General features: G+C 32.3%; 22 protein-coding genes and 1 pseudogene. 13 read left to right on the top strand and 10 right to left on the bottom strand.

Annotated features, from left to right (window positions below):
- Positions 1-1,127: 1,127 nt before the first annotated feature.
- The 3 genes from F6K40_RS23375 to F6K40_RS23365 all read right to left on the bottom strand — a co-directional run bounded on the left by F6K40_RS23375 (position 1,128) and on the right by F6K40_RS23365 (position 4,224).
- A complete protein-coding gene (locus F6K40_RS23375; protein ID WP_293139499.1) occupies positions 1,128-1,589 on the bottom strand; it encodes a tRNA (cytidine(34)-2'-O)-methyltransferase in 462 nt (153 codons plus the stop codon).
- 494 nt (positions 1,590-2,083) lie between these two features.
- Positions 2,084-3,235, bottom strand: coding sequence for a glutamate--cysteine ligase (gene gshA, locus F6K40_RS23370; RefSeq protein ID WP_293139498.1), 1,152 nt, complete (start codon positions 3,233-3,235; stop codon positions 2,084-2,086).
- A 167-nt stretch (positions 3,236-3,402) separates the two neighbouring features.
- Positions 3,403-4,224 (bottom strand): cobyrinic acid a,c-diamide synthase, encoded by an 822-nt coding sequence (locus F6K40_RS23365; protein ID WP_293139497.1) that lies wholly within the window; start codon positions 4,222-4,224, stop codon positions 3,403-3,405.
- 2,014 nt (positions 4,225-6,238) lie between these two features.
- On the opposite strand from F6K40_RS23365, the gene F6K40_RS23360 reads away from it, so the two are divergent.
- A complete protein-coding gene (locus tag F6K40_RS23360; protein ID WP_293139496.1) occupies positions 6,239-7,099 on the top strand; it encodes an Npun_R2479 family HD domain-containing metalloprotein in 861 nt (286 codons plus the stop codon).
- A 474-nt stretch (positions 7,100-7,573) separates the two neighbouring features.
- A complete protein-coding gene (locus F6K40_RS23355; protein ID WP_293139495.1) occupies positions 7,574-7,945 on the top strand; it encodes a cupin domain-containing protein in 372 nt (123 codons plus the stop codon).
- Between the two features lie 148 nt (positions 7,946-8,093).
- Here the strand turns inward: F6K40_RS23355 and F6K40_RS23350 are convergent.
- Positions 8,094-8,252, bottom strand: a pseudogene (locus F6K40_RS23350) (zinc ribbon domain-containing protein); the annotation flags it as partial.
- A 145-nt stretch (positions 8,253-8,397) separates the two neighbouring features.
- On the bottom strand, positions 8,398-9,516 hold the full coding sequence (locus F6K40_RS23345; RefSeq protein WP_293139494.1) for an aldo/keto reductase: 1,119 nt from the start codon (positions 9,514-9,516) through the stop codon (positions 8,398-8,400).
- A 685-nt stretch (positions 9,517-10,201) separates the two neighbouring features.
- On the opposite strand from F6K40_RS23345, the gene F6K40_RS23340 reads away from it, so the two are divergent.
- From F6K40_RS23340 to F6K40_RS23320, 5 genes are all read left to right on the top strand, one after another.
- Positions 10,202-10,864: a methyltransferase gene (locus tag F6K40_RS23340; protein ID WP_293139493.1), complete on the top strand. Its 663-nt coding sequence runs from the start codon at positions 10,202-10,204 to the stop codon at positions 10,862-10,864.
- A 326-nt stretch (positions 10,865-11,190) separates the two neighbouring features.
- Complete coding sequence (locus F6K40_RS23335; protein ID WP_293139492.1) at positions 11,191-12,348, top strand: sulfotransferase family protein; 1,158 nt, start codon at positions 11,191-11,193, stop codon at positions 12,346-12,348.
- 261 nt (positions 12,349-12,609) lie between these two features.
- A complete protein-coding gene (locus tag F6K40_RS23330) occupies positions 12,610-12,930 on the top strand; it encodes a hypothetical protein (protein ID WP_293139491.1) in 321 nt (106 codons plus the stop codon).
- A gap of 590 nt (positions 12,931-13,520) precedes the next feature.
- Positions 13,521-13,802 (top strand): DUF3463 domain-containing protein, encoded by a 282-nt coding sequence (locus F6K40_RS23325; RefSeq protein ID WP_365672523.1) that lies wholly within the window; start codon positions 13,521-13,523, stop codon positions 13,800-13,802.
- Positions 13,803-14,219: 417 nt separating this feature from the next.
- Complete coding sequence (locus F6K40_RS23320; RefSeq protein WP_293139490.1) at positions 14,220-14,873, top strand: hypothetical protein; 654 nt, start codon at positions 14,220-14,222, stop codon at positions 14,871-14,873.
- A gap of 140 nt (positions 14,874-15,013) precedes the next feature.
- On the opposite strand, the gene F6K40_RS23315 is transcribed toward F6K40_RS23320, so the two are convergent.
- The 4 genes from F6K40_RS23315 to F6K40_RS23305 form a co-directional block, all read right to left on the bottom strand.
- On the bottom strand, positions 15,014-15,907 hold the full coding sequence (locus F6K40_RS23315) for a metal ABC transporter permease (RefSeq protein ID WP_293139489.1): 894 nt from the start codon (positions 15,905-15,907) through the stop codon (positions 15,014-15,016).
- 334 nt (positions 15,908-16,241) lie between these two features.
- Entirely contained in the window at positions 16,242-16,484 is a 243-nt protein-coding gene (locus F6K40_RS23310; RefSeq protein ID WP_293139500.1) for a XisI protein, read from the bottom strand.
- An 80-nt stretch (positions 16,485-16,564) separates the two neighbouring features.
- Positions 16,565-16,744 carry an element excision factor XisH family protein gene (locus tag F6K40_RS40990; protein WP_365672520.1) on the bottom strand — a complete coding sequence of 60 codons (180 nt, stop codon included), beginning with the start codon at positions 16,742-16,744 and terminating at the stop codon, positions 16,565-16,567.
- A 154-nt stretch (positions 16,745-16,898) separates the two neighbouring features.
- Positions 16,899-17,108 (bottom strand): element excision factor XisH family protein, encoded by a 210-nt coding sequence (locus F6K40_RS23305; RefSeq protein WP_293139488.1) that lies wholly within the window; start codon positions 17,106-17,108, stop codon positions 16,899-16,901.
- A 217-nt stretch (positions 17,109-17,325) separates the two neighbouring features.
- Here F6K40_RS23305 and F6K40_RS23300 point away from each other — a divergent pair, with 217 nt between their 5' ends.
- From F6K40_RS23300 to F6K40_RS23290, 3 genes are all read left to right on the top strand, one after another.
- Positions 17,326-18,411 (top strand): DUF262 domain-containing protein, encoded by a 1,086-nt coding sequence (locus F6K40_RS23300; RefSeq protein ID WP_293139487.1) that lies wholly within the window; start codon positions 17,326-17,328, stop codon positions 18,409-18,411.
- Positions 18,412-18,415: 4 nt separating this feature from the next.
- On the top strand, positions 18,416-18,886 hold the full coding sequence (locus F6K40_RS23295; RefSeq protein ID WP_293139486.1) for a nucleotidyltransferase family protein: 471 nt from the start codon (positions 18,416-18,418) through the stop codon (positions 18,884-18,886).
- Positions 18,887-18,976: 90 nt separating this feature from the next.
- On the top strand, positions 18,977-19,411 hold the full coding sequence (locus F6K40_RS23290; RefSeq protein WP_293139485.1) for a hypothetical protein: 435 nt from the start codon (positions 18,977-18,979) through the stop codon (positions 19,409-19,411).
- 114 nt (positions 19,412-19,525) lie between these two features.
- On the opposite strand, the gene F6K40_RS23285 is transcribed toward F6K40_RS23290, so the two are convergent.
- Complete coding sequence (locus F6K40_RS23285) at positions 19,526-19,768, bottom strand: hypothetical protein (RefSeq protein ID WP_293139484.1); 243 nt, start codon at positions 19,766-19,768, stop codon at positions 19,526-19,528.
- A 115-nt stretch (positions 19,769-19,883) separates the two neighbouring features.
- Here F6K40_RS23285 and F6K40_RS23280 point away from each other — a divergent pair, with 115 nt between their 5' ends.
- From F6K40_RS23280 to F6K40_RS23270, 3 genes are read left to right on the top strand one after another with little or no spacing between them, the layout of a single operon-like run.
- Positions 19,884-20,999, top strand: a complete 1,116-nt coding sequence (locus tag F6K40_RS23280; RefSeq protein WP_293139483.1) for a DUF262 domain-containing protein — start codon at positions 19,884-19,886, stop codon at positions 20,997-20,999.
- A 20-nt stretch (positions 21,000-21,019) separates the two neighbouring features.
- Positions 21,020-21,217, top strand: coding sequence for a hypothetical protein (locus F6K40_RS23275; protein WP_293139482.1), 198 nt, complete (start codon positions 21,020-21,022; stop codon positions 21,215-21,217).
- A gap of 20 nt (positions 21,218-21,237) precedes the next feature.
- Positions 21,238-21,453, top strand: a complete 216-nt coding sequence (locus F6K40_RS23270; protein WP_293139481.1) for a hypothetical protein — start codon at positions 21,238-21,240, stop codon at positions 21,451-21,453.
- Positions 21,454-21,588: the final 135 nt, after the last annotated feature.

The following is a 21,588-nucleotide window of genomic DNA, read 5'->3' as shown; positions in this document are numbered from 1 at the left end:
GGTTTTTCAAATCTCTTTACCTGTTTAATGCCGAACAACAGAAGCTCAGAGCTGGCCGCGCACCCCAAGGTGTTATCACCTAAATAACGTTTACTTTAAAAAAGTGGGCTGGACTAACCATGTTCGCGACTTGAGTGCTTTGATTAGATTTGTGGTTAGTCCTATCAACAAGCGTTTAATAATTGTCCTGAATCTTATTGAGTCAATGATATAGGTCACTTTATTTATAGATCCAAATCACTTTTCATCATCAGGCTTAGGATAGGTTATCTTGCTTTGATAAAAAAAGCAAGCATAATTTTAATTTAATTTTGATGTTATGACCAAAATCAAAGAAAATAATTAATATTTGACATGACAAACTAATACAGAGCAATATGGTTGTACCTAGTTTGCTATTGCTCTGTTTTTAATTAGCAATTAGTCCAATTATATTTTTCTTTTGTTTACTCCTGTAGTAAATACCCTCTAGGTTCAGAGGAGGATTTCAGGAGAAAATATAATCTAAATTTTTGTATACAACAACTTGTTGCCTTTGACAATTGCAGGAGTGATATAAATTTCTTATAGATATAGATTAGGGATCATATAGCAGTTCTTGGCACGGTTGTGTAGAAAATATCCGCAGAATTAGTCAAAAGCTCCAGAAGGCAACAGGTATCACTCTTTAATTTTTTCCATCTCACTTGATTCTTAGTCTTGATAATGCTAAATACTAAGACGATCTATAAAAAAATTCATCTAGTCTTTACTTATTTAATATTACAACTCATACTTGATGTTGCCTAGAGTATTTCCTCAGTTTTATATGTTTTTTTATTCATTTTTACGTCAGTATTTCTCGGTTTAAAAGAACATTTAACACTCATAAATAGATTGCAAAATTACACAATCAACTAAAAATATTTAAAAATTTAATTCAACTTAATACTATTCAAAATCATTTTAAAATGAATTTAAGGCATTGTTGAATCAAGGTATGAAAATAAAAATTGAACAATTTGAAATAGTTGTTATTCAAGAGTTTTGCAATTACCAAAAAATACAAATCATACCCAAAATTAGCAATGCCGAATTTAATTATTATGAGTCAAAGATTTGAATTTTTGACTCATAAAATGATGATTCTAACTCAGATAACCTAATTGACGCCTAGCTTCAAACAAACCTAAAGCAGCACTAACAGAAAGATTTAAACTACGAACCTTTGGCTGTGTCATTGGTATATATAAAGTTGCACTACAATAGTCCAAGACATCTTGCGGTAATCCATTAGTTTCGGAACCAAATAATAGCCAATCATTTGTTCGATATTGAAATTTGGTATAATTAAATTTCCCCTTTTTACTGAAGCCAATTAGTCTTCCACCTTGTTCCTGATGATAGGTATTAAAATGTGCCAAGTTATTATGATAATTGAGTTTTACATAAGGCCAATAGTCTAAACCAGCTCGCTTTAAATAGCGATCGCTAATTTCGAAGCCCAAAGGCCCTACCAGATGTAGTTCTGTATCGGTGGCAGCACAAGTACGAGCAACATTACCTGTATTTGGGGGAATTTGTGGATAGACTAGGACAATTTGAGGCATGAAATAAATTAAATATAACGAATAATTAATAATTAATAATTTAAGAGCGTATTTAGATTGCCCAACAAGAGTCAAACGAATAATTAATAATTAATAATTAATAATTAATAATTTAAGAGTGTATTTAGATCGCCCAACAAGAGTAAATTCAGACATTCATTAATGGATAATTAATAATAATTACCTCTCCCTAAAAGGGAGAGGATTGACTAAAAGGGAGAGGTAATTTTTTCCCCTTGAAAGGGGAGGCTTTTAACCTGAATTATTTAATTGTTTAATTGTTTAATTATTAGACATCTCCAAAAATCAATAATCAAATCAATTATTATTCATAAATCATTAATTATCTCTCCCTATTCCCTGTTTCCTGTTCCCTCTTGTCTGGATAGGTCTATTAATTATTTCGGTAAAAATACAAATATTGTAGGGAAGTTCTATGGAATTTCCCTACACAATAAGGGGAAACAATCAATGCTGATATAATCGAACTAAGGTTATGCAACCATTGATTGACACAATTTATCTTCTAATTCTTCTTCTTGTTGTACCATCTCCAAAATTGCGGCTTTAATTATATTTTGAGTGTCAAAATTACTCTCATATTGCTGTAACCATTTTTGTGCTGTATTACCTTCCCGAAGAATTTTTTTAATAGGTGAAAGAAAGCAACTAAAACCACGTTCTTTAGCATAAGGTAAAACCTGTTGATAAATTTCCTCAATCCAGTTTCTGGCTAGAATAGTTCTACCATCTTGCCAATGGCAGACTTCAGCTTCAAGACTATGATGAGCTACTGCAATTTCATTATTATCTGCTAAAGTAATTAAGTCTTCCGAACGGTTAGTTGCAGAAAAATTACTTTTTTCTAATGGATCTAGACTAGGGTTATCAAATAATTGCCATAAACGAGCTTCTAACAAGGCAACTAAAGCTAGTTGCATAACAGGGTTGTCTACAAAGTCACAAATTCTTAGTTCTAAACGATTAAGATTATAAGGACGACGATCGCCATTAGGCCGTACAGAACACCAAAGATGGCGGACATTTTGCATAGTACCTGCTGCAATTTGCTCTTCAGTCCATTTAATCAAATGACTATGACTTTCAAACAAAGGGACATAAGTCGGAGTTTTCGGAAAAGTAGCCCAACGAGTAGAGTGAAACCCTGTCACTTGGCCATCTATAAAAGGAGAAGAGGCGCTAAGAGCCAAGTATAAAGGAGCTTCCATCCGAATTAAGCGAATAGCCTGCATTAGTAATTCTGGGTCACTAATACCAATATTTATATGAATACTGGTTGTAACAACTTTGGGACCGTAGGTTTGTTCTATATATGTATGATATGGGTTGTTTGGATCAGAACGATAAAAAAGATTACTATTCCCTAGAGATAAGGTACTTCCTGGAATTATAGTGTAATCTCCTAAAGTGCTTAAATAGTTTCGTAGTTTTAATCTTGGCTTGACTAGAGCGCATAAAAGTCGATCATAGTTACACAATGGTGCAGTAGTGTATTCTACATTTCTACTATCTGGCTCCCTAACAAACCCCTCTACTTTGGCCACAATTTGCTCTGACAGGCCAACTATATTACCTTGGGGTGTGCCAGTGTACATTTCTACTTCAAATCCTTTTGATAGCAGCACGACAGGCTCCTGAATCTAATTGATTTATATTTTTTATCCTATCCTATCGTGTATTTAACACCTTTTGCTTTATGCCTTATGTCTTAATTTTGAGTAAAATTAATTATTGTCCTATTACTTAATTTTAATTTAGTTCTATTAAAATTAGAATTAATAATGATTGTATTCTAATTAATTATAGATTCAAATTCACTGGGAAAAATTCCGTCTTGTTCTTGTTGTTGAAAGATGTAATCAAAGTCAAATCGTAAAGCTTTAATATGGCGAGTGATTACAAAACCACATTTATTAACTTTCTTAGGAGTAAAAGTTTCTATGACTAACTGTACTAATTTTGGAGTAGATATTTCCGGTATTTGTACATAATAATCTCTTTTAGCGAAAAATACACCTTTATCTTTAGGTACAATAATACCATTAACTTGATGAGCATACTGAATAGGTTTTATATATGTATTAATAAAATTTTCTTGATTTGTTTGAAGCCTAGCTAGTCTCTCATGTTGTAGCCAACTCATTGTGAAAATAATTTTAATTAACTCAAATCCTAATATATAGTTGAATATTTGATTTCTTTCTTCTGTATTAATGACTAACTTGATAGCAGATTCTAAATACTGTCTAGTTTGAAAATTAACATCTTGAGCTGCATGAATATAGTATAGTCTAATGTAGTTTCGGAGTACTTGTTCATTAATTTTTGTTTTGGCACGAAAGCGTCTCAGATATTTGTTAACCCTGTTAATTGTATCTATATCTTGCAGCATTTTTACGGCTAAACCATCTGCTATATAGTCATCTAAAAATTCTGCTTGTTTCTCAGGAGAAGAAGCACACAAGATATAGGAAAATGATAAAACATAACGGCGTTGATGCCAAGGTAAGCTAGCTGCCCATTGTTTAACTTCTTTAGGAAGTTTTTCCATGATACTATCTTCTTTATTAGATTCAAAAAATATTTCTTGAGATTTATCTTTGTCATTCTTCATTGGTATCTTTTTTAATTACTATAAATGCCGATATAATATGTATTGTTACCTGATTGTGCTGAGAATCCCATAGAAATAATTTTATTGTCACAAATTATAGTGGACTTTAATCACAGACAAGTTGAGATACAATGATGTAAGATAGTTTAAGATGATTCCTAAGTATCAGTAGTATAGATATTAATAATTTTAGCTGCTTGAAAAGAAGATTACGGATAATAATTATATGATGATTCATCATCAGAGACTATGATTTTTTTTTGACTTTATGCTCAAAGCTATAGCAATCCTCTAATATATTTGTGTATAAAAATCTTACCGCTTTTAGGGAACAGGAAACAGGCAACAAGCAACAGGTGGGAGTTTCAGCTTTTTTATCTACTTTTTGATTAGCCGCAACCTATTTAGGATTGCTATAGATATTTTGAATATAAAATGCTACAATTAATTTGTCAAATATATCAATAACGAATAGTGCCTAAATTGATAATTAAATCTTCTCATCCAAATCATATTTTAGATAAGACTTAGTTTTTTAAAAAATAATCTAGTTATCTGAAATAATCAATGATTTAATCTAGAAAATAAAATTACCAATAAACTTTATCTAATATTATATAATTAGTTTGTAAAGTTCTATATAAATTAGCACTAAATTATCAAAATCAACCTTTGAGTTTCCCTAATTATTCTTTCTTTACTTTGAATGTTATTTATTTGATTTAACCCTGACTAAAAGACCGTTTTTAAAGTAAGTATTAAGAGATTATGGCTTGACAAAATATAAAATTGGAAATAGGTTCATGGATTCAAATAAGCATGAAAGAGTAGTGTATTAGAATTCAGACCTGATCAGTTATTAGGAAATATAGTTATGTTTTCTTCCTACTCCCCTATTCCCTATTTTTTTGATATTTCCTGATACATTCAATATACATTCAATCTCTAAGAAATGCTATAGCAAAAAAAATCATTTGTCAAAAATACATAAATTTAGATGAAAAGTATGAAACGATTACCTCTATTATCTATTCCTAGTGTTTACTCCCTTCCTGGCCCAAGATCATAATTAGTAAATCATTGCAGTATATAGTTTATAGCCAAATTTGGCTAGGTAATCTTCTAACGGGAAGGGAGTAGTTGTAAAAATTAGTAATATTTTTTTTAGTTAAATTTCCTCAAATTCAAGCTTTTTTATTTACTTAACTAAGTAGATTAATTTCAATTAGAAATAGAGACTATTTAAACTATTCTCTAGTTCCCAGATATTTTTTTCAAAACCAAAATAGGATAGGATTGGTATATATAGGATTAATGATTAAAAATATAGAGTTTCTCAAGTTAGGTGAAATACAGTTTTTTTCTTATTTTCTACTACCTATTTCCGTTATATGCAACGTTCCTATCTACTCCCTAAAACAAATCCCTAAAACAAACAAATTTTGTACCTCAAGAGTATGGAAATTACGATATTTATAGTAAGATAATTTAACTAATAAGCTAAATTAAAAATATACTGGATTTCAAATCAATTGCGATTATAAAATATTGATGTAGTGTTCAATTAAGAATCAAAATTACTGATATAGGCTTTCTCCGTTGAACGTTGAACTAGGTAAAAAATTTTGGATTTTAGGGAAGAACTTAACTGGGCAGAAACAATAAATTGATGTATGTCGCCTATTATGTACAAAACCACTTATGTATGTATCTAACTCAATTGCCAACCCCTATATTAAAGATGAAGGTAGGAAATTTTAGATTTTCCTTGGCTAATTTACTTCCCTTTCCCTGAAAAAGACTTGAGATTCAATTAATTAATGACTATAAATCTTACAAAATAGAGATAGTGAAACCTGAAACAAATTGATTACCTGTTAATAAGAATAATTTAGTAGTATAGATGTATAAAATTATAATAGGAAGAAAATGAGCTTAGATCATCTGTTTATGATGGTAAATAAAAATAAGTATCAGTTCACTAAAAGAGTAAATTCAGATTAGGAGACTGCAGATGTTTAACTCTACTGAACTTTTGATTGATGCTTTCATAAAACGGCTGATTAATGGCTATCGTCATACTTATGGTGGATATAAATCAGATTATGCTGATATTATCGCCTGGGCGGCCGGGATGGCATTAGAAAACATTGCTAATAGTGATGCCCTTTATCACAATGTGGAACATACTATTCTTGTAACTTTAGTGGGACAAGAAATATTACGAGGGAAGCATATCCGTGAAGGTGGGGTATCTTGTGAAGATTGGTTACACTATCACATTTCCCTACTTTGTCATGATATTGGATATGTCAAAGGTGTCTGTCGTCAAGATCGAGGGGATTTAAGATTGTATGCTACGGGTGTAGATAACATGAAAGTATCTCTGGCAAGAGGTGCTACAGATGCTAGTCTTACTCCCTATCATGTCGATCGAGGTAAGCTATTTATTGACGAACGCTTTGGAGGTCATAAGTTAATTGACGCAGAAATAATTAAGCGTAATATAGAACTGACTCGTTTCCCGGTGCCAGCAGATAAGGATCATCAAGAGAAGGAAAACTATCCTGGTTTAGTGAGGGCCGCAGATTTAATTGGTCAATTGAGTGACCCCCGCTATTTACAAAAAATTAGTGCCTTGTTCTATGAATTTGAAGAAACAGGCCAGAATAAAGTATTAGGATATAATAATCCTGGGGATCTACGTCAGGGTTATCCTGGGTTTTACTGGAATGTAGTTTATAGCTATGTTAAAGATGCGATCGGCTACCTGAGTCTGACTCAACAGGGAAAACAAATTGTAGCTAATCTAAGTGCTAATGTGTTCCGGGTAGAACATGGTGATGCTGTGGATGAAATGGCTGCTGTAAGTTAGGGTATTGATAAATCATAGGGATGAATAAAAGTGGAGTAGGTATTCTGCTCGCCTGAAAATATAAGGAATGGGCAAGGTGCATATAATACAAAACTATTAAAATCATCCCGCATTTATGCAATGCCTCAGTTAGTTATCTTTTGGTAGTAAAGAAACCGGGTTTATGTATGTACTAACTAAGGAAACCCGGGTTTTTCATCATAAAAAATCGGTAAGTGGGAAAGCAGTCTGTTTTAATATAGAATCGGGTTATATAATATATGTTTATAACTCTATAATTACTTTACAGCGGTTTTCATTTCAGTAGACCACAGTAGGGACGTTCCATGGAACGTCCCTACTAGGTTTGAAATGTGAATATGTGGTTCATCAAGAAAGAAAAGCGCTGTAATCTTCCCACACTTCCCACCCCCAACTATATAATAAGTATTCAACCAGATTTGATATAACGCCTGAGAAATAACTTAGTTTAAGATGATTATCCAGAAATTTAGCGCTTGTTCAGAATTGATTGCAGGAGATGGTACTCATCTGCGTGAATTGCTTCATCCAAATAATTTGCCTCTCCCCCTACGCTATAGTTTTGCTCATGGAATTGTTCCTGTGGGAAAAAGTTCAATACCCCACTCTTTAACATCTTCGGAAGTATATTATATCCTCAGCGGTCAAGGAGATATGCATATTGATAACGAAACTCAGGCAGTTGAAACGGGTGATACAATATACGTTCCACCTAATACCAAACAATACCTTGACAACCGTGGGACAGAACCTTTAGTTTTTCTATGTATTGTCGATCCCTATTGGCGTGAAGAAAACGAAACTGTCTATGGTGAGGAATTGTAAAATTCTCACTTCTTAATTTTGTTTGAGTTATTCATAGATCTCTATATACTGCTCTATAAAACCGATATAAAACGTCATAATGTGACGTTTTACTGTGTACGGACGTTGCATAACAAAAATGCGTTACATGTCGCGCAGCGATACGTCCCTACCTGCTTCTACCGGAACTGTCGGCAGCACTCCGTCCACAGGCATTAACAGTCCTTGCGACCACATTTCTTAAATTTATACTTGCGTTTAAATCTCTCTCTATAGATATCCCACAATCGGGGCAGTCATAAGTTCTCACATTTAACGGCATATCTTGGAAGTGACCGCACCCTAAAGTATTATATCGTTATTCTTTGATTAAGTCAATACTCTAGTGCAGGATGGCAGAAATAACTGACCAGTTACATGCTTGCCTTAAGCCTTACTAAGCAATAATGCATGGATGCGCGAATTTTGAATTTTTAATTCCGCGTAGCGGCACTAGGTTCTTTTAAGACTGTATTGTCTCCCATAATAGTCCGTTGAGTGAACTCATTGAAGAAAACATAAGGGTAAGCTGTATCAGGTTTACTAATTTCATTCAGCTCTTTGAGTTCCTCTGCTGGAATTTCAAACTCTAATGCTGAAATATTACATTCAAGTTGACTAAGTAATGTTACTCCAATTGTTGTGGAAATTACGCCTGGGCGGTTTGTTACCCAGTTTATAGCAATTTGGGCAGGGGAATATCCTATCTTTTCGGAAATATTAACTAACTTATCTACTATTCTCTGATTGCGACTACTTTTGGGCTCGACATCAGGATCGGTCACCCAGGTGGAGGTCATTCTGCCTTTTCCCTCAAGCTGCTGAGAGTCTGTCACTTGATATTTTCCAGTCAGAAGACCATTCGCTAGTGGACTCCATGGACAAATACCAATTCCCAATTCCAAGGCAGCATCAACATATTCTCGTTCTATATCCCTCATTGCTAGAGAATATTCCAACTGAATAGCACAAATTTTCTGCCAACCACGCCATTCTGGCAAAGTTTGTGCCCGACCAAGATACCAACCAGGAGGATTACAGAGTCCTACATACAGGACTTTGCCCGACTTCACTAATTCGTCAAATGCAGCCATCATTTCCTCAACAGGGGTTATTGTATCCCAGTGGTGCATATAATAGAGATCGATATAGTCGGTCTGTAGTCGTCTCAGTGAGTTTTCACAAGCTTTAATCATAGACTTTTTACTATTTCCCCCTGCATTCGGGTTAGAAGGGTCCATAGTCATAGCAAATTTGGTGGCAAGCACAACTCGATCGCGTATCCCTCGTACATTGATAAATTTACCGACCCAACGTTCACTTTCTCCATCTTGATAGCAATCGGCAGTATCAACAAAATTGCCCCCTGCATCCAGATAAGTGTAAAATATATTTTCTGCTTCCTGTTCAGAAATGCTCCATCCTTCTCCCCAAGCTGTACCAAATGTTGCTGTTCCAAGGCAGAGTCGGGATACACGCAGACCGCTACGACCTAGTAGATAGTAGGTGCTGAGTGAATTAATTTTTTTTGTGTTAGTTTGATTATTCATCATGGTTTTGGTACAGAGTTTTGATTGGGGAAATTTGGAAAATTATCTTACAGCAATTTCACGCCCGCGCGTGAGGTACAAAATTTCATTTAGTAATTTTGGCAGTTCAAGCATCCTGCTTGTTACAGGTAAGAAGTCTGAATTGCAAAGATAGAGATTAATCTTCAACTGTACCTCAGCATCCTCATGCATTGCTGTAATATCAGAGAAGAACATTTTTATTATGGCTTATAGCGCTACACGCTAGGGAATAGGGAATAGGGAACAGCAGACTATCAAAGGGTTTTTCTTATAGGGAAATGCTCCGCAAACAGGATTTATAAATATCCTAACTTTTGCTTGGACTGCTATATACCTAATTAATGATACTTGATATAAAACTTAAACGCATGAGATTTTTTGATCAAAAGGTTTAATAATTCAAGCTATACTTGCAGCAGATTTCAGTATTGATATTTTCGGACAGGCAGGAACAGGCAGGATGCGTGTCCCACCCCCACTGAATATTCATCCCAAAATTTCAGCAACGCCGATAATTAAATAGCATTATATAGAAATTAGGCAGAAACCGGATTTATCAATGAAAGTTTGCGTACATTAGGCAATACAATAAACTGGGTTTCTAAGAACGGCGTAAGTCAAGTCATACTATAGTGTATTGATAATTAACAATTTTGGAGAATTTTCTATGAGTTCCGATACTATGGCGCTAAGGGTTGCAGAACTGATGAAAGCATACGATAAACAACCCTATACGACTGAATTTGATGGCTTTCAATTAAAAATTGGCAAGGGTGTTTTTCCCACTGATGTATCATTCGCAACCCTGAAGTTAGGACATATTCTTGGCAATTATCATCCAGAATACGCTATCGATATGGGATGTGGATGTGGTTATTTGGCATTAGTGATGAGAAGAAACGGCGTTCCTAAAGTATATGCAGCAGACCGCCATCCACCTGCAATTGAATGCGTTTTGGAGAATATCAGAAATAACCCAGAAGTTGGTCCCATAGAAGTTTGTCAGAGCGATCTATTTCAGGAAATTGAAAAAGAAGTTGTTTTCGATCTAATGGTGTTTAACCACTTTTATCGTCCGGGAGGTACTGGAATTTTTGGAGAAAACGATGACGGAGGAAAAGATGTGTTTCAGCGTTTTTTATCTGAAGCTAAACATCGACTGAATGCTGGTGGTGTCATATTGACAAGTTTTGTAAAAATGTCTGATCCTGAAAATGATCCTCAAGCGATCGCTATTCAAGAAGGATTTAATCTGAGAACGCTTTTAACTGAAGAAAATTACATGAATATGGGAGATTTATTTATATATGAGATTAGTTTAGGAGCATAATTTATTGATGGTTTGCGTGGTCATTTCAGTTATCACAGGACTTACGCAAAACCACTATATCTAGTAGAGGGCAAATGGCATTCGTCCCTACAAATGGTGTATGATTTATAATTTTGCGTAAGTCCTGTTATCAGTTAATAGAAACATATTTTTGTTGGGTTGCGCTGTCGCTTAACCCAACCTACAGGGATTTTTAAATTAGTAGGAATAAGCAGAATTATTCTAGGGATAAAAATCAAAATTTTAGGGGAATTAAGCCAAAGAAAATCTGTTTCCGAAATAATAGGAATAATGCTAGAGAAACTATCAATGGAAGATAATAATTAATGAAGCGAAAAAAAGACTTTACTGCCTACAAAAAACATCCACTATGTGGGGGTTCATTTATTAACTGGATAAAACTGGTTATTTCTAATGGTGGTATTGATTCACAATACATACCCAGAGCTTTGTCTGTTGCCCAGGAAAGTTTGCTAACTATTCCCTTGAGAATTTTAGATCAAGTCAAATTTGGTAAAAAGATTGAAGATTTATCCCTGGAATTTTCTCCTATATTTATTGTTGGTTATTGGAGGAGTGGCACAACTTATTTACTCAATTTTTTTGCTCAGGATAAAAATTTAGGATATATATCAAGTTTACAAGGGTTTAGAGGGTCTGAAATATTTCTTTCTTCCTCTGAATTAGCTAAACGTTGGACTGATGAAGATTTTAATAGGAAGAGAATTTCAGATAATATAATTATGTCGGCTAATTTTCCTTGTGAGGAAGAATTTGCTCTGGCTAATAGTTCATCTTATTCATTTTATTTAGGTTTTTACTTTCCTAAAAATATCACTAAAATTTTTGAAATAAATGTCTTGTTTAAAGGTCTGGATGAAAAAGAAAAAAACGAATGGAAAAAAGTTTATGAGAGACTGATAAAAAAAATAACTCTGAGTGCGGAAGGGAAAAGTTTAGTGCTGAAAAATCCTTTAAATACAGCCCGTATCCCAATCTTATTGGAAATGTTTCCAGAGGCAAAGTTTCTTCATATTTATAGAAATCCATACAAAGTATATGCTTCAACTAATCAACTTTTTAAAAGACTGATAAAAGCTATGGGTTTTCAAAATGTAAATGAACCAGATATTGAGAAAAATATTATTTTATTTTATCAACAAATGATGAGAAAATTTTTAGATGACAAGAAAATGATTAAGCCAGAAAATTTAGTGGAAATTAAGTATGAGGATTTTATTGGCAACGAAATGGCAGAACTAAAAAGGATATATACTAATTTGAATATCTCTGGCTTTGCGGAAGCAGAATATGAGTTTAAAAAATCTCTTGAATATCAGAAAAATTATCAAGTTAATCAGTATGTATTAGACCAAGAAAAAATTGACACAATAGCTAAGGAATGGAAATTTGCTTTGGAAGAGTGGCAATATAGTTTACCTGATGATATTAGTATATTTGAAAAAGTAGAGAAACCTGGTTGATATTAATATCTGAAAATCTGAGCATTTTTTTTATTCACAATTCGCGCATTCATTCAAAGTTAAAAAATTTTGGTTTTAACTTAATTTCAATAATTGTTTAATTAAGGATTCAAGTCTCGTTCTTCAGAATGAAAAAATCCAAAATATTTTCCTGATTTCAAGGCTCTGACTTTCCTGCGGAATGCGGAGCAAACAGGCAGAGGTTATACCATTTTTCATGCATGAATGCTACTTAGTTATGAAGAATACTATTGTATAATTTTGGCAAGTTTCTTTAGTGCAGCACTAGAAATGTTCGACCAAAATGCTTTATTTTTGAACTACAAACAGTTGCCTGAAGCAATATGGAGTTCCATTCCAGACTTTTTCCAAATTTCATTATCTGAAAACGAAAAAGAACAAATGCGTGAATTAATGCAGTATTATTCTAAGGGTAAAGAGAGGAAGAAATTATTTACAAATTACAGTGCTGTTAAGAAGCAAGAAGCTACGGAATTAGTGAAGTTAATGGTAGATAAATGGTTAGGAGAATTATATAAACGTTTAGAGTTAGTCCGCCATTCTCAACTGACACATAATTAAATTTTTAAGTAGTTGTGCAAAATTAATTACACATATTTAGTCAAGGAATATATAGTATATAAACCAAATAGATATTTATGAAATTATGAGATTTATTAGAGGGTTATATAGCAATCATAAATTAGGTTGTAAAATTTTATCGTAGGGGTTTTGTCTCCAAACCCTGTTTTAATCTGGGAGAAGTTTTCATTAATAAGGTAAGAGTCTATATAGATTTAGATAAATAGGGTTTGCTGATTAAATTTTCAAGCATTGACAGATAAAGGTTTTAGCCTGTAATGGTCTTGAAAAAGTACAAGATTTTTGCTCCTTAAAACTCATGCATGTTAGGATTTTGAGTTGACTATAGCAGAAAAATCACTCTTAGAATTCTTCCTTCTGCCTCCTCTAAATTCCTTACTCCCCCTGTCTCCAGTCTCGAGTCTCCTGACTCCTACCCTCACCCATAAGACTTTTTCAGCAAACCCTAAATATAGATTTTAACAACTTTTGTAGTAAGATTTTATTCTAGATCAATTAATATAGCTTTAAACCTGTACCAAAAATAATAGCTGTTAGTTGTTAGCTGACAGCTAAATACTTACGACTTAATATCAGAGGTTATTCATGGCAATTCAACTTCATTTTTAGATTTTTTGATGGGGGAAAAAGATTATGATTGTACTCCCTGGGATAGTCCTAGTTATAGTGTGCTTGGTTGGCAAAAACCTTGTTATTTAATGAATGAAGGATATTATGCTACTTTTAAAGAGCTTTTAGAGAAAACTAATTGGGATAATTATGGTTATAAAAGTGGAAATCCTAAATGTGCTGATTGTATAGTTCATTGTGGTTATGAACCGACAGCAGCAATGGCGGCAATGGAGTTATAAAATATTCCTCAAGTTGTGGGTTCTTTGTTTAAAATTTGCGGTTAGATAAGAGGGAAGAAGGAAGAAGTAAGAAGGGGTAAATATTGATAAAATGGCAAGTGGAAAGTTGAGTTTTTTCTATTTCTACTTGTTGGCAAGTCTATTGATAGGATTATTGGGATTAATATGCTGTTTATGGTTGGGATAAGGTACAAGATTTTGGTTATGAGGAAATGGTTGAACTAGGGAACTGGATAAACGGCGAATTAATTTTTTCTCAAAACTCAAGAATATGCAATTGTTTTTTTTGAATGAAATTTCTCTACTGAAATTTTATCCTGGTTCATATTATGTTGTTTACCAGAAGAAAATTCGTCAATATGCTGAGAGTATTAAATTCTTAGTGGGTGAAATTAATTTACCTAAAGGAGTAAGAAAATGATGTCTAATAAATCTATTACTGCCTTTTTTATGGCAGCATCACTGATTTTTAGTAGTTGTACTGCTGTACAAATAAAAAAAGATACTTTGGTCTTAAGTTTAATTTCAGCTATTACAGAAGTTCAAAAGGTTAAAACTGTCACTCTAGATGTAGAAAAAAAAATGTTGGTAGTCCAAACTATTCAGGAAAATGGTGAGCTAACCGAGGTGACTATAGACCTTACTAAAAGACAGTTGGAGAAAATAATGGAAAAAATAATTCAAACAGGAGGAAAATTAGAGATACCATTGGGTAATGAGAAAAAAGTTGTGATACAAGTTGTAGATAAGACGCCTTCAAACTTAAGTCCAAAGCTTGAAAATATCATCAAACACCTAAACGAAAGAAAATATGTTGCTTATTCTGATGAAAGCGGGAAGTTTTCTGGGAAAATTACCGAATTCCGGGTTCGGCAGCAACAAGATATTAACAACAGTACGGTAGCTGCCATTATTGATTGGGATGATGGAGTCGTCTCCTCAATTCTATTCAAAGAAAACTCAAGAGTTAGAGTTTGGGTCGCAGGAATTGAGTATGGTGGAAAATGGTATTGGGATTCGACTGGTTATTTAAGTATAAAAATGGATGCTGGGTCTAAATATCGTTTTTAAGCAAAGTTGTTTTTATGGAAGTTTGAGTTTGATAGTGATTCTTAAATTCCTTAGAGTAGGGACGTTGCATGCAACGTCCCTACACTGTTATCATTGTTTAATGCGGTTCATTGACCTGAAATCGGAAAAATTCTATAGGTTCAACTTGATTTAATTAAATTTTTCAACTCTTTCCAAATAGAAGGTTGACTAGAAATTGATGCTGGATGAGTCAATATTCCCTGGGTAGGACTGAACAAAAAAGCTAATATAAATAATCCAAATGATACTAATACGATCGCTGGACCAGATGGCAAATTATAAAAGTAGCTAATATACATTCCACTAATACTAGATAAAATTCCTATTCCTACTCCTAATATCATTACTTGATGGAGTCTTTTAACTAATAGATAAGCTGTAGATGCTGGTGTAATTAATAAGGATAAAACTAAGACTACTCCTACTGCTTTGAGACTGGCTACAATTGTCAAACCAATTAACATCATTAATCCCAAGTTTAATAAATTTACAGGTAAACCTACTGCTTGAGCGCCGAGGGGGTCAAATGTGTAAAATAATAGTTCTTTATATAGTATAAATACAACTAATAAAACAATTACAGCAATGATTAATGTATCTCGCACTTCTCTAACAGTTACGCCGAGAATATTGCCGAATAAAAAATGATTTAGGTCGATTTTATTGTCTTTTTGAATAATTGTAATTAATGTGATTCCTAGTGCAAAGAAAGCGGAAAAAACTATCCCCATTGCTGCATCTTCTTTGATTGGCGATCGCGTCCTAATTAGGTTGATTAAAATAGTGCTAATTAATCCTGCGATAAATGCTCCGATAAATATATTTGCTCCTATCCAAAAAGCAATAGCTAATCCTGGTAAAACTGAGTGACTAATGGCATCTCCTAATAAGGCTAATCTTTGTACCATTAAATAACTGCCGACTACTGCACAGATGATTCCAATTATTACTGCGACTAGGAGCGATCGCTGCATAAAACTGTATTGTAGTGGTTCGAGTAATGTCTCTAACATTAGTGTTTATTTTTCCTTTTTTTGTCTGTTTGATTATTTTGATTTTATAGTAAAAAATTAAGTAGTTAGTTAGAAAAATTTGGGATAATTAAGTGAAAATTTATATAGCAATCCTAAATGATTTGTGAAAAAAAACTGTAGGGGTTTGGTCTCCAAATCCCATTTTTTATTGGGTTTGAAAACCAAACCCCTACGATAAAATTTTACAATCTGTTTAGGATTTATATAGTTATAAATTCACATTTTCAAGTAAACATACACTGCTAAAATTTGCATTGATTTACAACAGAAATAGAAGCTAGAAGCTGATAGCTGACTGCTGAATGCTTACACATTAATAAACTGCAAAACCTGTATATTGACGCACTTCCTCTGGATGAAAACCTAAAACTATCATATCTTTGGTGATTCCTGCTTCTAAAAGTGCTTCAGCAACAGGTTGAGAACAACCATCATATTGAATCCAAATTTTATCATTAATAATATCAATATGAACCACGGAACTACAAACTCGACGTATATCATCCCAACCGACATAAATTACTTGATAATGGTCTCGTTCAGTGTCAATTACAATTTCGACATTTATTTAACCATTAGCAGGTTTATGAGTGCCATATTCGTAGATTATTTTCTTAATAATTTCACGATAGTTATCTAAGTTATCCATTTAACTATTCTCCCAATTTTTTCATCAAAAATTATCATACGTAGTTCTATTTTATTAATAATTAATTGACCTAATTTCTCTTGAAAAATATTTTCATAAGCTTGTTGATTAACGGCAAGATAAAGTAAACGTTCTGGTTCTAGTTCCGATAATACAGTTCGATAAATTTCATATTACCCCACTGCAATTTGTAAATCGTTTATGGGAGAAAGACTAATAAAACTTTTGATTTATACAGCAATTTTTTGACCCAAAAATTATGTCTCAACCCTCAAAATGTGAGGGTATAAAAATACTAAAGTTTATTATTTTCTTATCTCTCTATTGCATGAGGTACTGATAACTGATAACTGATAACTGATAACTGAAATTGCCATGTTTTTCGGCAGCGATCGCTGTTTTTTCTGCACCTAAATCAACATAAAGATGTTTACCTCCATAACCTAAATATAGAGGATCGTGGGTAATTGTCCAACCATTTGTTTTTAATGCTTCAACAACTGTATTATGATAAATATCTCTAGCTGGCATTAGTTATTTAAAAATTTAATGGTTCAAAGTATGTAAAACAGAATCAACACTGATTATAACTCACCAACTGAATTGATTGAGTGTTTGTAGTTAATATTTTCCTTGATATAGGATAAATTTGATTGGGATTGAATCATCTTCCATAGTACAATATTCTCAAAGTGACATAATAAATATTAGATAGTAACATAAGAATCAATCCTACAAAGAAAATAAAATGAGAAGAACAATTAACTTTCAAACTATTTCCTGGTTTTGGGACTTATATCAAAGAGAACTTCTTGATTTAGATCCATCATACCAAAGACGTAGTGTTTGGAATCAAAATTATAAAGATGACTTTATTGATACAGTATTACATCAATATCCAGCGCCTGCAATTTTTATATATCAAGAAATCACCCCTGAAGGAGTTTCAAAAGTGAGTGTAGTTGATGGAAAACAAAGGTTATCTACCCTATTTCAATTTGTTGATCATGAATTTCCCGTACATGAAAAAACTAAAATTCAACGCTTTAGCGGTAAATATTTTAAAGATTTAGATATCGAAGATAAGCAAGAATTTTGGAGGTATAAATTTGCCATTGAATATTTACCATCATCTAACGAAAGCATTATTGGTGATATCTTTAATCGTATTAATCGTAATGTAATTAAATTAACTCCTCAAGAGCTTCGTCATGCCAGACTTAGTGGTGATTTTATTACTCTTGCAGAGGAATTATCTACTTGGATGTTTAAATATTTGGAGGAAAAAAGTAAAAACTTTCCTAACCTTAATTCAACTTCCAGAAAACAAATGAAAGATGTTGAAATCGTAGCACAACTACTGTTATTTTTAGAAGAGGGTGCAAAGTCCTATAGTGCTGATTATCTTGATAGAGCTTTTACTAATCGAGATAGTGAATGGGAAGAAAAAGATGAAATAGAAGATGAATTTCGGGAAACTATTAAATCTATAGGCAAAATATTAGATTTATCAAAAGATATTAACTTAGCTAAAACTAGGTTAAAAAATCAGGCTGATTTTTACTCTTTATTTGGTGCTATTGCTGAGTTAAATCGCGAGAATATGCTAGATACAAATAAAGAGGTTGGCTCAAAAATATATGATTTTCTAAAAATTGTAGAAAATAAAGAATTACACATTAAATCGAAACATGAGTTAAATGATTGTCAACAGAAAGCATCAGATTATTATAAAGCAGCAAAATTTTCTTTTACAGATGCTGGTCCTAGAAAAGTTAGAATTGAAATTATTAAATCTTTATTGAAGGGAGACATTCATTTAGAAGAATCTTAAATATATGATCTATCCTTCTATTCTAGACCGTAAATACAATCAATATCAACCCTTCGTTGAAGAAGTAGCTAAACAAGTCAAAGAAACATTATTAAAATTTTGCGATACTAAAGGATATGCTTTTACCTCTCGAATTAAAACTATTGAATCTCTAGCTGAAAAAATTGAAACGGGAAGGTTTCAAAAATGGTCAGATTTAGACGACTTGTTTGCTTGTACAATTATTATCCCGACTCTATCTCACGAAAAAGAGGTGACAGAATTTTGTAAAAGTAAATTTGAAATTATCAAGGGAAAAACAGTAAAAAGAGGGCAGAATAAAAAATCTCCAGATACATTTAAGTTTGATTCGACTCGAATTTATGCTCAACTTAAAAGCAATAATGACATAATTCAAGAGAATGAATTAAGTATTTATCAAATTAAATTTGAAATTCAAATCAAAAGTGCTTTTGAACACGCTTGGTCTGTTTAAACTCACGATATTGTCTATAAAAGTTCAGAAATTGACTGGAGAAAATTACGTTTAGCTGCACAAATTAAAGCAACGGTTGAACAATTAGATATGTTAATACTTGCTTTTGAACAAACTTCCGAGTTTATTGAAGATAATAATTACCTGGAAATCAAAAATAAACAATATTTAGTCAAAGAAATAAATAAATTATTTCAAGATAAAAAAATACCTGATGAGCTTCAACCAAAAGATATAAGTCGCTTTTGCGATAACTTATATCGTCTGTTAATCAATGTAGTTGAAGAAAAACAAATCAAAGAAAAAGTTAAAGCAGCAATCCAGAAAATTCAATCAACAAAAACGAATCAAATTCCGCGTAGTATTTCATTATTTCAATATTTCATTAGTATTTTTGTATCAGAGAAAATAATTGATTCTTCTATAAATAGATATTATTGGCACATCACTCAAGAAGTTATAAGTCTTTATCCAGAACTAAAGATTATTGATTCTACTTTTGAGTATGAAGAAAATTATTTTTAGTGCTTGCTTGCAACTTAGTTTTTCAACATATAGCTAGTCATTTTTCCTATTTTGTGTGCTTGATTATTTTGATTTTATTGCATTGGATAAAAATTGCAATAAGTGGGAATTACTTTAAGCGATCGCCAAACTCAATAAAGAGAATTTATCACTTTTAATCCACCATACTAAAGATGTAGTATTTAGCATCAAGATTATCTTGAATTTTTGTTGTTTTTTTACCGTAGAAAAATTTATTATATTACAGCGCTTTTCAAATGGGTGAACCACATTGCCATAACCAAAGTTTTGTAGGGGCGAATGGTATTCGCCCTTACTGTGGTTTACTGATATGAAAACTGCTGTAAGTTTATTCACATTGAGAAGATTATGATAATTTAGAAATGGTAATATTACAGGAAGCAATCCTTTTATTTATGAACAAAAATTGTGGAGTATGTTTAAATTGTTTCAAAAATAAAAAATTATGATTATGGACAAAAATGTAAAACCTCAAAACCTAAATAATGATATTGTCGAAACTGATGAGGATACACCGGAAGAATTTGCTACTGAAAATGCTAGTCTATATCCTCAAAATCTAATAGAACAGGATATTGATATTAGGGAAAATCCCTATACTGTTTTTGAATTAAAAAGAAAATGCGACCAAAACAAAATAATTCTCGATCCTGAATTTCAAAGAAATCCTAATATATGGACTCTAGAGCAAAAAAGTAAGTTTATTGAGTCAATTATTCTGAATTTTCCTTTACCTTATTGGTATGTGAAGCAAACTAAAAGGGGAGAATATATAGTTGTAGATGGGTTGCAGAGAACTTCAGCTATTCGTGACTTTATAGATAATAAATTTAAGCTGAATGGATTAAAAGTTTTGCCACAATTAAATGATTGTAATTTTGATGATTTAAAACGACTATCTGGAGGTTATGAAACTAGAATAGAGGATAAAAAAATTTCTTTATATGTGATTCCATATTCTGCTCCTCCGAGCATTCTTTATGAGATTTTTGAGCGAGTAAATACTGGAGGAACAAAACTAGAAAAACAAGAAATTAGGAATTGTATTTTTAGTGGTAAATCTACAAAGTTATTAAAGGAATTATCAGAGAAAGATTATTTTAAACAGGCAATTGATTATGGTTTTTCTGATAAAATAATGAAAGATAGAGAGCTGATTTTGCATTATTTAGCTTTTAAGATATGTAATGATTATCGTCAAGATTATCAAGGTGATATGAATAAATTTTTAGAATATGCCATGCAAAAAATCAACGAAATGTCAGATGAGCAAATAGATGAATTAAAACAAGATTTTGAAAGAGTGATGAAGTTAACTTATGATTTCTTTGAACAAGCAAATTTTCGTTTGCCAACTGATAGAAGTAGAGGAAAAGTTAATACGATCATGTTTGAATCTATTTCTTATTTTTTCTCAAGACACGACGATCAATTTTTGGAGCAACACAAACAAACTATTCAACAAAATTTTGTCAAATTACGAGAAAATTACGAGTATGTTGGTTCTATTAAACGAGTTAGACACGCTCGAGATACAGTTATTAAAAGATTTGATTTACCACAATAAATTTGGGGAGATGTTTGGCAATGTTAACTAAGATAGAATTAGAGAATTTTCAGTGTTTTCGAGAACAAACTCACGACGATAAATTTCTAGAGCAACACAAACAAACTATTCAACAAAATTTTGTCAAATTACGAGAAAATTACGAGTATGTTGGTTCTATTAAACGAGTTAGACACGCTCGAGATACAGTTATTAAAAGATTTGATTTACCACAATAAATTTGGGGAGATGTTTGGCAATGTTAACTAAGATAGAATTAGAGAATTTTAAGTGTTTTCGAGAAAAAACTCACGACGATAAATTTTTGGAGCAACACAAAGAAACTATTCAAAAAAATTTTGTAAAATTACGAGAAAATTCCGAGTATGTTGGTTCTATTAAACGAGTTATAAATGATCAAGATACAGTTATTAAAAGATTTGATTTGCCACAAGAAATTTGCGGAGATGTTTAGCAGTGTTGACTAAGATAGAATTAGAGAATTTTAAGTGTTTTCGAGAAAAAACTCACGACGATAAATTTTTGGAGCAACACAAAGAAACTATTCAAAAAAATTTTGTAAAATTACGAGAAAATTCCGAGTATGTTG

The sequence above is a fragment of the Okeania sp. SIO3I5 genome (assembly GCF_010672085.1).
Classification (GTDB): Bacteria; Cyanobacteriota; Cyanobacteriia; order Cyanobacteriales; family Microcoleaceae; genus Trichodesmium.
Note: the sequence above shows the minus strand (reverse complement) of the source record. Positions and strands in the feature narration are given on the sequence as shown.

Bases quoted from the DNA above. Each gene is read 5' to 3' on its own strand.
- F6K40_RS23375 (WP_293139499.1), bottom strand. From the start codon at position 1,589: ATGCCTCAAATTGTCCTAGTCTATCCACAAATTCCCCCAAATACAGGT.
- F6K40_RS23365 (WP_293139497.1), bottom strand. From the start codon at position 4,224: ATGAAGAATGACAAAGATAAATCTCAAGAAATATTTTTTGAATCTAAT.
- F6K40_RS23360 (WP_293139496.1), top strand. From the start codon at position 6,239: ATGTTTAACTCTACTGAACTTTTGATTGATGCTTTCATAAAACGGCTG.
- F6K40_RS23355 (WP_293139495.1), top strand. From the start codon at position 7,574: ATGATTATCCAGAAATTTAGCGCTTGTTCAGAATTGATTGCAGGAGAT.
- F6K40_RS23345 (WP_293139494.1), bottom strand. From the start codon at position 9,516: ATGATGAATAATCAAACTAACACAAAAAAAATTAATTCACTCAGCACC.
- F6K40_RS23340 (WP_293139493.1), top strand. From the start codon at position 10,202: ATGAGTTCCGATACTATGGCGCTAAGGGTTGCAGAACTGATGAAAGCA.
- F6K40_RS23335 (WP_293139492.1), top strand. From the start codon at position 11,191: ATGAAGCGAAAAAAAGACTTTACTGCCTACAAAAAACATCCACTATGT.
- F6K40_RS23320 (WP_293139490.1), top strand. From the start codon at position 14,220: ATGATGTCTAATAAATCTATTACTGCCTTTTTTATGGCAGCATCACTG.
- F6K40_RS23315 (WP_293139489.1), bottom strand. From the start codon at position 15,907: ATGTTAGAGACATTACTCGAACCACTACAATACAGTTTTATGCAGCGA.
- F6K40_RS23305 (WP_293139488.1), bottom strand. From the start codon at position 17,108: ATGCCAGCTAGAGATATTTATCATAATACAGTTGTTGAAGCATTAAAA.
- F6K40_RS23300 (WP_293139487.1), top strand. From the start codon at position 17,326: ATGAGAAGAACAATTAACTTTCAAACTATTTCCTGGTTTTGGGACTTA.
- F6K40_RS23295 (WP_293139486.1), top strand. From the start codon at position 18,416: ATGATCTATCCTTCTATTCTAGACCGTAAATACAATCAATATCAACCC.
- F6K40_RS23290 (WP_293139485.1), top strand. From the start codon at position 18,977: ATGTTAATACTTGCTTTTGAACAAACTTCCGAGTTTATTGAAGATAAT.
- F6K40_RS23280 (WP_293139483.1), top strand. From the start codon at position 19,884: ATGGACAAAAATGTAAAACCTCAAAACCTAAATAATGATATTGTCGAA.
- F6K40_RS23275 (WP_293139482.1), top strand. From the start codon at position 21,020: ATGTTAACTAAGATAGAATTAGAGAATTTTCAGTGTTTTCGAGAACAA.
- F6K40_RS23270 (WP_293139481.1), top strand. From the start codon at position 21,238: ATGTTAACTAAGATAGAATTAGAGAATTTTAAGTGTTTTCGAGAAAAA.